The sequence below is a fragment of the Streptomyces sp. NPDC005898 genome, from assembly GCF_040629635.1.
In the GTDB taxonomy this organism is placed as follows: domain Bacteria; phylum Actinomycetota; class Actinomycetes; order Streptomycetales; family Streptomycetaceae; genus Streptomyces.
The window spans coordinates 62,026-73,698 of record NZ_JBEXWC010000006.1 but is presented as its reverse complement, the minus strand read 5'-3'; the positions used below and the strand labels follow the sequence as shown (position 1 = coordinate 73,698).

9 protein-coding genes and 1 riboswitch are annotated in these 11,673 nt (G+C 74.8%); of the genes, 4 read left to right on the top strand and 5 right to left on the bottom strand.

Going from position 1 to position 11,673, the window contains the following annotated elements:
• A complete protein-coding gene (gene cobM / locus ABZ385_RS10790) occupies positions 1–750 on the top strand; it encodes a precorrin-4 C(11)-methyltransferase (protein ID WP_358910950.1) in 750 nt (249 codons plus the stop codon).
• A gap of 93 nt (positions 751–843) precedes the next feature.
• Here the strand turns inward: cobM and ABZ385_RS10785 are convergent, their stop codons facing one another.
• Entirely contained in the window at positions 844–2,055 is a 1,212-nt protein-coding gene (locus ABZ385_RS10785) for a cobalt-precorrin-5B (C(1))-methyltransferase (protein WP_358580772.1), read from the bottom strand.
• 17 nt (positions 2,056–2,072) lie between these two features.
• Here ABZ385_RS10785 and ABZ385_RS10780 point away from each other — a divergent pair, with 17 nt between their 5' ends.
• Positions 2,073–2,840 carry a cobalt-precorrin-6A reductase gene (locus tag ABZ385_RS10780; RefSeq protein ID WP_358910948.1) on the top strand — a complete coding sequence of 256 codons (768 nt, stop codon included), beginning with the start codon at positions 2,073–2,075 and terminating at the stop codon, positions 2,838–2,840.
• A 190-nt stretch (positions 2,841–3,030) separates the two neighbouring features.
• Here the strand turns inward: ABZ385_RS10780 and cobJ are convergent, their stop codons facing one another.
• From cobJ to ABZ385_RS10765, 3 genes are all read right to left on the bottom strand, one after another.
• Complete coding sequence (gene cobJ / locus ABZ385_RS10775) at positions 3,031–4,491, bottom strand: precorrin-3B C(17)-methyltransferase (RefSeq protein WP_358911140.1); 1,461 nt, start codon at positions 4,489–4,491, stop codon at positions 3,031–3,033.
• A 68-nt stretch (positions 4,492–4,559) separates the two neighbouring features.
• On the bottom strand, positions 4,560–5,186 hold the full coding sequence (locus ABZ385_RS10770) for a precorrin-8X methylmutase (protein ID WP_358580802.1): 627 nt from the start codon (positions 5,184–5,186) through the stop codon (positions 4,560–4,562).
• 11 nt (positions 5,187–5,197) lie between these two features.
• Positions 5,198–6,865: a cobalamin biosynthesis protein CobG gene (locus ABZ385_RS10765; RefSeq protein ID WP_358910947.1), complete on the bottom strand. Its 1,668-nt coding sequence runs from the start codon at positions 6,863–6,865 to the stop codon at positions 5,198–5,200.
• Positions 6,866–6,997: 132 nt separating this feature from the next.
• A riboswitch (cobalamin riboswitch) is annotated at positions 6,998–7,117 on the top strand.
• 37 nt (positions 7,118–7,154) lie between these two features.
• Between ABZ385_RS10765 and cobN the strand changes: the two genes are divergently transcribed.
• The gene (gene cobN / locus ABZ385_RS10760; protein ID WP_358910946.1) at positions 7,155–10,778 is read left to right on the top strand and encodes a cobaltochelatase subunit CobN; all 3,624 of its coding nucleotides are present in this window, start codon (positions 7,155–7,157) and stop codon (positions 10,776–10,778) included.
• On the top strand, positions 10,775–11,449 hold the full coding sequence (locus ABZ385_RS10755; protein ID WP_358910944.1) for a histidine phosphatase family protein: 675 nt from the start codon (positions 10,775–10,777) through the stop codon (positions 11,447–11,449). Before cobN ends, ABZ385_RS10755 begins: the two co-directional genes overlap by 4 nt.
• Here the strand turns inward: ABZ385_RS10755 and ABZ385_RS10750 are convergent.
• Complete coding sequence (locus tag ABZ385_RS10750) at positions 11,418–11,627, bottom strand: hypothetical protein (protein ID WP_358910942.1); 210 nt, start codon at positions 11,625–11,627, stop codon at positions 11,418–11,420. The genes ABZ385_RS10755 and ABZ385_RS10750 overlap by 32 nt on opposite strands.
• Positions 11,628–11,673: the final 46 nt, after the last annotated feature.

Below are 11,673 nucleotides of genomic sequence, written 5' to 3'. Positions count from 1 at the left end.
ATGACGGTGTACTTCATCGGTGCCGGGCCCGGCGCGGCCGACCTGATCACGGTGCGCGGCGCGCGGACGCTCGCCGCCTGCCAGGTCTGCCTCTACGCGGGCAGTCTGGTGCCGCGCGAGCTGCTCGCCGAGTGCCCGGAGGGCGCCCGGCTGGTGGACACCGCGCGGCTCGATCTCGACGCGATCACCGCCGAGCTGGTGGGCGCGCACGAGCGGGGGCTCGACGTGGCGCGGCTGCACTCGGGGGACCCGTCCGTGTTCAGCGCGGTCGCCGAGCAGATGCGACGCCTCGACGCGGCGGGCGTTCCGTACGAGGTCGTCCCCGGTGTCCCGGCGTTCGCGGCCGCCGCCGCCGCGCTGAAGCGGGAACTGACGGTGCCGACCGTCGGGCAGACGGTCATTCTCACGCGGGTCGCGCAGCGGGCCACCCCGATGCCCGAGGGCGAGGACCTGGCCACCCTGGGCCGCAGCGGCGCCCTGCTCGTGCTGCACCTCGCCGCCGGGTACGTGGACCGGGTCGTCGAGGAACTCCTGCCCCACTACGGCGCCGACTGCCCGGCGGCCGTCGTCGCCCTCGCGAGCCGCCCCGACGAGGTGGTCCTGCGGGGCACGCTGGAGTCCATCGCGGGGCAGGTGAAGGAGGCCGGGATCGTGCGGACCGCCGTCATCCTGGTGGGCCGCACGCTGGGCGCCACGCAGTTCCGTGACAGCCACCTGTACTCGGCGGACCGGGACCGGCACAACTGCTGACGGGGCGGGATGCGGTTCGGCGCGGGCCGCGATTCGGCGTGGGTCGCCGTTCGGCGTGGGGTCGGCCGGGCCGGTCCTCGGAGCGCCCCCGCCTCAGGGGCCCCGGAGTTCGCTTCGGCCCACCACCGTTCCCGCCCGGTCGATGCAGATGACGTCCACCGCCACCGGGGCGCCCCGCAGCACGCCCAGCGCCTCGTCGCGTGCCGTCGCCGCCACCAGGTCGCCCAGCGGCACGCCCGCCGCCTCGCACAGGCGCAAGGTTTCGAGGCCCGTGTTGGCGGCGGCCACCCGCGCCGCCAGCGCCTCGTCCGCGCCGCCCGCCCGCGCCAGTTCCGCGAGGAAGCCCTTGTCGACCTGGGAGCGCGCCGAGTGGAGGTCCAGGTGGCCCGCCGCCAGTTTGGACAGTTTGGCGAAGCCGCCGCAGATGGTGAGGCGCTCCACGGGGTGACGGCGCACGTACTTCAGGACGGCCCCGGCGAAGTCCCCCATGTCGAGCAGCGCGTCCTCCGGGAGGCCGTGCTCCGCGACGACCGTCTTCTCGGACGTCGAACCGGTACACCCCGCGAGGTGCGTGCGCCCGGCCGCCCGCGCCACGTCCACGCCGCGCCGGATGGAGTCGATCCACGCCGAGCAGGAGTAGGGCACGACAATGCCGGTCGTACCGAGGATGGACAGGCCGCCGAGGATGCCGAGACGCGGGTTCCAGGTGGAGCGGGCGATCTCCTCGCCGTGGTCGACGGAGATCGTGATCTCCACGTCCGCCGTGGTCCCGGCGCGCTCGGCCACCAGAGTCACGTGGTCGCGCATCAGCTGCCGGGGCACGGGGTTGATCGCGGGCTCGCCCACGTCGAGCGGCAGACCGGGGCGGGTGACCGTGCCGACGCCCGGGCCCGCCTTGAAGACGACGCCGGAGCCGGGCGGCAGCCTGCGCACCGTGGCCCGGACGAGCGCGCCGTGCGTGACGTCCGGGTCGTCGCCGGCGTCCTTGACGATGCCCGCCATGGCGTACGTGTCCGTGCGCTCCTCGGCGGCGAGCGCGAAGGCGGGCGTCTGGCCCTTGGGCAGCGTGATCGTCACCGGGTCGGGGAAGTCGCCGGTGAGCAGCGCCGTGTACGCGGCCGTGGTCGCCGCCGTCGCACAGGCGCCGGTCGTCCAGCCGGACCGCAGACCGGTGTGCTTGAGTTGGGCGCCGCGCCCGCCTTTCGCCGCGCCCGGCTCGTCGGACCCGCTCGGCCCACCTGCCTGACCCGGCTCGCTCGGCCGGCTCTGCCCACTTGGCCTACTTGGCCCACTTAGCTCACTCATGAAGGAAACCGAACTCCGTGCACGTACTGATTCTGGGGGGAACGACCGAGGCCCGTCGCCTGGCGGAGCTGCTCGCGGACGAGGCGGGGCTGCGGGTGACCAGTTCCCTCGCGGGGCGGGTCGCCGCGCCCCGGCTGCCGCCCGGCGAGGTCCGCGTCGGCGGGTTCGGCGGGGCCGAAGGGATGGCCGCGTGGCTGCGGGAGCACCGCGTGGACGCGCTCATCGACGCCACCCATCCTTTCGCCGGGACGATCTCGTTCAACGCGGCGGAGGCCGCCGCCACGGCCCATGTTCCCCTGCTCGCCCTGCGCAGGCCCGGCTGGGTCGCCGGTGAGGGCGACGACTGGCATCCGGTCGGCTCCCTGGAGCAGGCGGCGCGGGTGCTTCCGGCCCTTGGTGAGCGGGTGTTCCTCACCACCGGGCGGATGGGCCTCGCCGCGTTCGCCGGGGACCCGGAGCTGGACGGTCTCTGGTTCCTCGTACGATCCGTCGACGCGCCGGAGCCGCCGTTCCCCGCCCGGATGGAGGTCCTCCTGGACCGGGGTCCGTTCACGCTCGACGGCGAGCGCGAGCTGCTGCGCGCGCACCGGATCGACGTCCTCGTGACGAAGGACAGCGGGGGTGCGGCGACGGCGCCCAAGCTTGTCGCTGCGCGCGAGGCGGGGGTTCCGGTGGTGGTGGTCCGGCGTCCCGTCGCGCCCGCCTCGGCCGAGGTGGTCGCCACGCCTCGGGAGGCGGTGGCCTGGCTCCTCCTCCAGCGGGAACGCGCCTCGGGCCGTCGTTGACCCGCCGGCCGGCGGGGGCTGGCCGCGCAGTTCCCCGCGCCCCTTAAGGGGCGCCCACCTCGAAACCCCCCGCGGGCGCGTCGTGGCTGAGCGCGCCGTTCCCCGCGCCCCTTGAGGGGCGCCCACCTCGGTCCTTGGACAGCTGCGCGGGGAACTTCGTGGGCGGCTCTCAGCCGGCCGTAGGGGCTTCTCAGTCCCCCTCCGGGTACCTCCTCGGGGTCCAGACGATCTCGTCGGCCGCGCCTCGCCGGGTCCACCGTGTCTGCGAGGAGCCGATGATCAGCAGCGTCCGCATGTCCACCTCGGTCGGATCGAGGTCCCCGAGGCGCACCACCCGTACCGACTCCTCCGGGCCTCCGACGTCCCGGCCGAGGACGACCGGCGTATCGGGCGTCCGGTGTTCCAGGAGCAGTTCCCGCGCCTTGCCCACCTGCCAGGTGCGGCTGCGCGAGCCGGGGTTGTAGAGGGCGAGGACCAGATCCGCGGCGGCCGCGGCGGCCAGGCGTTCCGCGATGACCTCCCACGGCTTGAGCCGGTCGGAGAGGGAGATCGTGGCGTAGTCGTGGCCGAGGGGAGCGCCCGCGCGCGCGGCGGCGGCGTTCGCGGCGGTCACCCCCGGCAGCACCCGCACCGCGATGTCCTCGTACGCGTCCTGCGAGGCGGCCTCCAGGACGGCCGTGGCCATCGCGAAGACGCCGGGGTCGCCGCCCGAGACGACGGCGACGCGCCGCCCGCGCCGCGCCAGCTCCAGGGCGAACTCGGCGCGTTCGGACTCCACCCGGTTGTCGGAGCCGTGCCGCTGCTGCCCGGGGCGGCGCGGCACGCGGTCGATGTACGTGGTGTAGCCGACGAGGTCGTCGGCGGCGGCGAGCGCGCCGCGCGTCTCGGGGGTGAGCCAGAGGGGACCCGCGGGGCCGGTGCCGACCACGACGACCTCCCCGCGGCGGTCCGCGACGGGCTCCGGCCCGGGGCCGCCCGTGAGCGGCGCCACCCGGCTCGGCAGCACCGCCACCGAGAAGTAGGGCACGGACTCGGGGTCCACGTCGGCGAGGCGGCCGGTGCGCTCGCCGTCCATGGTGGCGCGCTCGACGTAGCGGGCCTCGTCGAGGCGGCCGGCCCGCTCCAGGGCGCCGCGCACCCTGCCGAACGTGCGGCCGAGCTTCATGACGACCGCCGAGTCCGTCGACGCGAGGCGGGCGGCCAGCTCCTCCTCGGGGAGGGTGCCGGGCAGGATCGTCAGGACCTCCTCGGCCTCCACGAGGGGTTCGCCGAGGCGGGCGGCGGCGGCGCTGACCGACGTCACACCGGGGATGACCTCGGTGTCGTAGCGGTGCGCGAGCCGCTTGTGCATGTGCTGGTAGGAGCCGTAGAAGAGCGGGTCGCCCTCGGCGAGGACGGCGACGGTGCGCCCGGCGTCCAGGTGCGCGGCGAGGCGCGCGGCGGCCTCTTCGTAGAAGTCGTCCAGGGCACCGCGGTAGCCGCCGGGGTGGTCGGTGGTCTCCGTGGTGACGGGGTAGACCAGCGGCTCCTCGATGTGGTCGGCGCGCAGGTGCTTCTCGGCGATCCGGCGGGCGATGGAGCGGCCGTGCCGGGCCGAGTGGTAGGCGATCACGTCGGCGGCGGCGATGACCTCGACGGCGCGCACCGTCATCAGGGAGGGGTCGCCGGGGCCGAGGCCGACGCCGTACAGCTTGCCCTTGGGGGTCCGGGTCTCGGTGTTCACTCCGCCTCGCTCGCAATCGCGTTGATCGCGGCGGCGGCCATCGCGCTGCCGCCCCGGCGGCCGCGTACGACCAGGTACTCCAGCCCGAGGCGATTGGCGGCGAGGGCGTCCTTGGACTCGGCGGCGCCGACGAAGCCGACCGGTATGCCGAGGACCGCGGCCGGGCGCGGGGCGCCCGCCTCGATCATCTCCAGGAGGCGGAAGAGCGCGGTGGGCGCGTTGCCGATGGCGACGACGGAGCCTTCGAGGCGGTCGCGCCACAGCTCCATGGCGGCCGCGCTGCGGGTGGTGGAGAGCTGCGCCGCGAGGTCGGGGACCGCGGGGTCGGTGAGGGTGCAGATCACGTCGTTGTCGGCGGGCAGCCGCTTGCGCGTGACGCCGCTCGCGACCATGTTCGCGTCGCACAGGATCGGCGCGCCCTCGCGCAGCGCCTTGCGGGCGTCGGCCACCACCCGCGGGCTGAAGGCGAGGTCGCGGACGAGGTCGACCATCCCGCAGGCGTGGATCATCCGCACCGCGACCTGGCTGACGTCGGCGGGCAGACCGGCGAGGTCCGCTTCCGCGCGGATGGTGGCAAAGGACTCGCGGTAGATCGCCGCGCCGTCCTTCTCGTAGTCGAACACTGTGCTCTCGCTCATCTCGTGGCCGTTGTGGTGGTGGTTGCGGATGTCGTACGTGCTGTCGTGACCGTCTCGGTCAATGTCCTGCCGCTCACGGGTGCCGTCGTGCCGGCGGTGCGCACGCTCACCTCGTAGCGCCCCTCTCCGGTGGCGAGTACGTCCACCCAGTCGCCGCGCGGATGTCCGCACCGGCGCTCGCAGCCGGACCAGTGGACGGGCAGGCCCCCGGCGCCGGGGACGGCGTCCGCGCGGACGTCGGCGAGGGACTTGGCGCAGCCGGGGCGTCCGGTGCAGGCGCCGACGCCGAGCCAGGGCGAGCGGGGGTCGGTGAGGAAACCGGCGTCGGCCAGCGCGCGCAGCCGCTCGCGCGCGGCGGCCTCGTCCGCGAAGCCCGGGACGACGAAGCCGCGCCACGGGGTGACCCGGATCTCCCCACCGGGCGCGGGGAGCAGGACCCGCCACTGCGCGGCGCTCACCCGGCCCAGCCGGGCACTCACCACGACCGCGTACCCCAGGCCGGCGTCACCGATGACGCCGGGGACGGGCGGGGCGGCGGCCGCCGGGGCGCTGTGCGCGGGGGTTGGGTCGGGCGGCGCGGAGATCGGCTCCGCCGGTCCGGGGGCCGGGTCGGTCGGCGCGAGGGGCGGGTTGGTCGGCGCGGGGGCCGGATCGGAGATCGGCGTGGCCGGCTCGGAAGCCTGCTCGGCCGGCCCGGAGACCGGCACCGTCGGCCCAGAGACAGGGGCAGGCACGGGCACAGGCACAGGGACGGACGGTGCGGACGCCCCAGGCGCCACAGACGCCGCAGACGGCGCGGACGCCCCAAGCGCCACAGACGCCACAGACGCCACAGAAGCCGCAGGCGCCGCAGAAGCCGGCCCGGCCGGCCCGGTCGGCGTTCGGGCGACGGAGGCGCACCCGCTCGGCGAGGCGTCCGGCGTCACGGGCTCTGTCGTGAGGCCCGCCGCCGCCAACGCCTCCGCCAGGTTCACGCCCCGCCCGGCCGGCAGTTCCGTCACCCGCCACGCGCCGTTGCCCGCCTCGCGGGCCGCGGCGAGGAAGGCACCGGCCGCGGCGAGGGCGGCGCGCGGCGCGTCGGGGCCCGGGAGCCGCCGGACGCCGGCCCCGACCCGTATCTGCGCCGTACCGCCCGATTCTGCGATCAAGGTCACATCGCCGCCCAGTCCGGCGACGTCCCCGCGCCCGTCGTCGAGGACGAAGAGGAAGCGGCCGGAAAGCGCTGTCGTCCAGTCCTGCCCGCACAGGAGCCGGTCCAGCTCGCGGGCCCACAACTGCACGTCGGCGTGGCCGAGTCGGTCCAGTCCCGCCGACGGGGAGGCCACGATGTTCCGGACGCGCTCGTGGCGTTCGGAGGGCAGCAGGCCGGCGTCCGCGAGGAGCGCGGAGAGTTCGCCGCCGCAGCTCTCGCCGAGGCCGCGCAGCTCGATGTTGCCGCGCGAGGTGACGCTGAGGTTCCCGTCCGCGAGACGCTCAGCCGCGTCGGCCAGCGCCAGCGCCTGACACACCGTCAAGAGCCCTGCGGGCACCCGGAGTCGGGCCAGCGCGCCGTCGTCGGCGCGGTGCAGACGCAGGGCCCCGGGGCAGGCGTCGCCCCGGTCGCGTATCCGGTCACGTATGGGGGATTCGCCCTGGTTCATGGAAGGTGCTCGGCTGGGCGGCATGGCGGCGAGCATACCCACGCCGATCCGGCCGGTCGCCTCCCGAGACGGGCCGTCCCGGCAGGCGGCCGCCCCACCGGCGGCGGGCAGGACTTACTATGCAGGCGGCGGCCCGCCAGGTCCGCCGACGCCAGCGACGGCGTGGGTCCACCAGGACCCGAGGGAGGAAGGCCGGTGCGAATCCGGCGCGGTCCCGCCACTGTGAGCCCCACCGAGGTGGGGCGAGCCAGGAACTCCTGCCGTCCATACGACCACCCGGGGCGCGGACACCCCGAGGAAGGCCTGCGCCCGCATGCTTCTGCTGCTGTCGACCTCCGACACCGACCTGCTCAGCGCCCGTGCGGCGGGGGGTCCGGTCGACTACCGGTTCGCCAACCCCTCCCGCCTGGACCTCGCCGAGCTGCCCTCGCTCCTGGAGGGCGCCGACCTCGTCGTCGTACGCCTCCTCGGCGGTGTCCGCGCCTGGCAGGACGGGCTGGACCAGCTCATCGCCAGCGGCCTGCCGGTGGTCGTGCTCACCGGCGAACAGGCACCCGACGCCCAACTCATGGCCTCCTCGACGGTGCCCGTCGGCATCGCGGCCGAGGCCCACGCCTACCTCGCGCACGGCGGCCCGGCGAACCTGGAGCAGCTGGCCCGCTTCCTCTCCGACACCGTGCTGCTCACCGGCCACGGCTTCGACCCGCCGGCGCCCGCGCCGTCCTGGGGCCCGCTGGAGCGCGCCGCCCGCGACATCGAGGGCCCCACGGTCGCGGTGCTGTACTACCGCGCCCACCACATGAGCGGCAACACCGCGTTCATCAACGACCTGTGCGGCGCCATCGAGGACGCCGGCGCCCGCCCGATGCCGCTGTACGTGGCCTCGCTGCGCGCCCCCGAGCCCGAGCTGATCGACGCGCTGCGCCCCGCCGACGCCATCGTCACGACGGTCCTCGCCGCCGGTGGCACCAAGCCCGCCGAGGCCTCCGCGGGCGGTGACGACGAGTCGTGGGACGCGGGCGCGCTGACCGGGCTCGACGTGCCGATCCTCCAGGCCCTGTGCCTGACCGGGTCGCGTTCGGCCTGGGAGGAGAACGACGAGGGCGTCTCTCCGCTCGACGCCGCGAGCCAGATCGCGGTGCCGGAGTTCGACGGGCGCCTCATCACCGTGCCGTTCTCGTTCAAGGAGATCGACGAGGACGGGCTCCCCGCCTATGTCGCCGACGCCGAGCGGGCGACCCGGGTCGCCGGGATCGCCGTGCGCCACGCGCGCCTGAGGCACATCCCGGCCGCCGACAAGCGCCTCGCGCTGGTGCTCTCCGCGTACCCGACCAAGCACTCGCGGATCGGCAACGCGGTCGGCCTGGACACCCCCGCCTCCGCGGTCGCGCTGCTGCGCAGGCTGCGCGCCGAGGGCTACGACTTCGGCCCCGAGGCCGACATCCCCGGCCTCGTCTCGGGCGACGGCGACGAGCTGATCCGCGCGCTGATCGACGCGGGCGGCCACGACCAGGAGTGGCTCACCGAGGAGCAGCTGGCCGCCAACCCCGTCCGTATCCCGGCCGCCGCCTACAAGCGCTGGTACGCGACGCTGCCGCAGGAGCTGCGGGACTCCGTCGAGCAGCACTGGGGGCCGCCGCCCGGCGAGATGTTCCTGGACCGCTCGCGGGTGGGCGAGGGCGGCGACCCGGAGGGCGACATCGTGCTGGCCGCCCTGCGGCGCGGCAATCTGCTCATCCTCATCCAGCCGCCGCGCGGCTTCGGCGAGAACCCCATCGCGATCTACCACGACCCCGATCTGCCGCCCTCGCACCACTACTTGGCGGCCTACCGCTGGATCGCGGCCCCCGCGGCCGACGGCGGCTTCGGCGCCGACGCGATGGTCCACCTCGGCAAGCACGGCAATCTGGAGTGGCTGCCCGGCAAGAACGCGGGCCTCTCGGCGGCCTGCGGCCCCGACGCCGCGCTCGGCGACCTGCCGCTGATCTACCCGTTCCTGGTCAACGACCCGGGCGAGGGCACGCAGGCCAAGCGCCGCGTGCACGCCACGCTCATCGACCACCTCGTGCCGCCGATGGCCCGCGCCGACTCCTACGGCGACATCGCGCGCCTGGAGCAGCTCCTGGACGAGTACGCGCAGATCAGCTCCATGGACCCGGCGAAGCTGCCGGCGATCCGCGCGCAGATCTGGACGCTCATCCAGGCCGCGAAGCTCGACCACGACCTGGGCCTGGAGGACCGCCCGGACGACGACGGCTTCGACGACTTCCTGCTGCATGTCGACGGCTGGCTCTGCGAGATCAAGGACATGCAGATCCGCGACGGTCTGCACGTCCTCGGCACCGCCCCGGCGGGCGCCGACCGCGTCAACCTCGTCCTCGCCGTCCTGCGCGCCCGCCAGATCTGGGGCGGCACCTCCGCCCTGCCCGGCCTGCGCGAGGCGCTCGGCCTGGACGAGTCCGCGGCGACGCGCGTGAGCGCCGACGAGGCCGAGGAGAAGGCCCGTGCGCTGGTCCAGGCGATGGACGACGCCGACTGGGACCCCGCGGCCGTGGCCTCGGTGGCCGCGGGCCAGGGCGAGCAGGTCGCCGCCATCCTGGAGTTCGCGGCCCGCGAGGTCGTGCCCCGCCTGGAGGGCACCACGGCCGAACTGGACAACGCGGTACGCGCGTTGGAGGGCCGCTTCGTCCCCGCCGGGCCCAGCGGCTCCCCGCTGCGCGGCCTGGTCAACGTCCTGCCGACGGGCCGCAACTTCTACTCCGTCGACCCCAAGGCCGTGCCCTCCCGCCTCGCGTGGGAGACCGGCGAGGCCCTCGCCGACTCGCTCATCGAGCGGTACAAGAACGACAACGGCGACTACCCCACCTCCGTCGGCCTGTCCCTGTGGGGCACGAGCGCGATGCGCACGGCGGGCGACGACGTCGCCGAGGCGATGGCGCTGCTCGGCGTCCGCCCCGTCTGGGACGACGCCTCGCGCCGCGTCACCGGCCTGGAGGCCATCCCGTACGAGGACCTCGGCCGCCCGCGCATCGACGTGACGCTGCGCATCTCGGGCTTCTTCCGCGACGCGTTCCCGCACACGATCGGCCTGCTCGACGACGCGGTGCGCCTCGCGGCCTCGCTGGACGAGCCCGCCGAGCACAACTACGTACGCGCCCACGCCCAGGCCGACCTGGCCGAGCACGGTGACGAGCGCCGGGCCACCACCCGCATCTTCGGCTCGCGTCCGGGCACGTACGGCGCGGGGCTGCTCCAGCTCATCGACTCCCGCGACTGGCGCACGGACGCGGACCTCGCCGAGGTCTACACGGTGTGGGGCGGCTACGCGTACGGGCGAGGGCTCGAAGGCCGGCCGGCCCGCGCCGAGATGGAGACCGCGTACAAGCGCATCGCGGTGGCCGCGAAGAACACGGACACCCGCGAGCACGACATCGCGGACTCCGACGACTACTTCCAGTACCACGGCGGCATGGTCGCGACCGTGCGCGCCCTGCGGGGCACGGCCCCCGAGGCGTACATCGGCGACTCGACGCGTCCCGAGACGGTCCGCACGCGCACCCTGGTCGAGGAGACCTCGCGGGTGTTCCGCGCGCGGGTGGTCAACCCCAAGTGGATCGAGGCGATGCGCCGCCACGGCTACAAGGGCGCCTTCGAACTCGCCGCGACCGTGGACTACTTGTTCGGGTACGACGCCACGACGGGCGTCGTCGCCGACTGGATGTACGACAAGCTCACGGAGACCTACGTCCTGGACCCGACCAACCGGCAGTTCCTCCAGGAGAACAACCCCTGGGCGCTGCACGGCATCGCGGAGCGCCTCCTGGAGGCTCAGTCGCGGGGCATGTGGGCGAAGCCCGACCCGGCGGTCCTCGAAGCGCTGCGGCAGGCCTACTTGGAGACCGAGGGCAATCTGGAGGACGAGGGCCCGCGGGCATGACCGGGAGCGCCGTCCGGCACCTCTATCTCGCCCGGCACGGTGAGGCCACCGCCGACGAGAGCGAGCTGACCGAGGCCGGGCGGCGCCAGGCCGCGCTGCTCGGGGAGCGGCTGCGGGGCGTACCCCTCTCCGCGATCCACCACGGGCCGCTGCCCCGGGCCGAGCAGACGGCCCGGCTGGTCGGGGAGCGGCTCGACGGGGTGCCCCTGCACCGCTGCGAGGCCGCGGGGGACTACATCCCGTACATGCCGGCACGGGACGAACTCCCGGCGGACAGCGCGGAGTCGACGCTCCAGCGGCTGGCCCGGTTCCCCGCCGATGAGCGGGAGGGCGGGCCCGCGCTGGCCCGCGCCGCCCTGGAACGGTTCACCGGCCCGGTGCCCGGCGCCGAGCCGCGCCACGAGCTGCTGGTCACGCACAACTTCCTGATCGGCTGGCTCGTGCGGGACGCCCTCGACGCACCGCCGTGGCGCTGGCTCGGCCTCCACCACGGCAACGCGGCTCTGACCGTGATCCGTTACGCGCCGGGGCGCCCCGCCTCGCTGGTCTTCTTCAACGACATGCGGCACCTGCCCGCGGAGCTGCGCTGGAGCGGCTTCCCGGCCGAGCTGACACCCGAGGACGGGGCCGCCGGCGCGGTCACAACAGGCGGGGAAACGCCAGGGTGTTGATCAGCGGGCCCTCGATCGTGACCCCTTCGCCGATCAGCGTGTCGGTGAGGGGCAGCGGGTTGGGGTTCCCCACGGCCCGCCCGGTCGCACCCGCGGCCGGGGCGGCCGACAGCGCGATGCAGAGGGCGAGTGGCCCCAGCAGGGCGGCGTACACGGACAGGGCGCGACGGTTGCGCATACGACTGTCTTCTTCCCGTTCGTATGATCGTCGGTGACTTCTCGGG

Coding starts and splice junctions, on each gene's coding strand:
- ABZ385_RS10785 (WP_358580772.1), bottom strand. CDS start 2,055: ATGAGTGAGCTAAGTGGGCCAAGTAGGCCAAGTGGGCAGAGCCGGCCG.
- cobN (WP_358910946.1), top strand. CDS start 7,155: ATGCTTCTGCTGCTGTCGACCTCCGACACCGACCTGCTCAGCGCCCGT.
- cobJ (WP_358911140.1), bottom strand. CDS start 4,491: ATGACGGTGCGCGCCGTCGAGGTCATCGCCGCCGCCGACGTGATCGCC.
- ABZ385_RS10765 (WP_358910947.1), bottom strand. CDS start 6,865: ATGCCGCCCAGCCGAGCACCTTCCATGAACCAGGGCGAATCCCCCATA.
- ABZ385_RS10755 (WP_358910944.1), top strand. CDS start 10,775: ATGACCGGGAGCGCCGTCCGGCACCTCTATCTCGCCCGGCACGGTGAG.
- ABZ385_RS10750 (WP_358910942.1), bottom strand. CDS start 11,627: ATGCGCAACCGTCGCGCCCTGTCCGTGTACGCCGCCCTGCTGGGGCCA.
- cobM (WP_358910950.1), top strand. CDS start 1: ATGACGGTGTACTTCATCGGTGCCGGGCCCGGCGCGGCCGACCTGATC.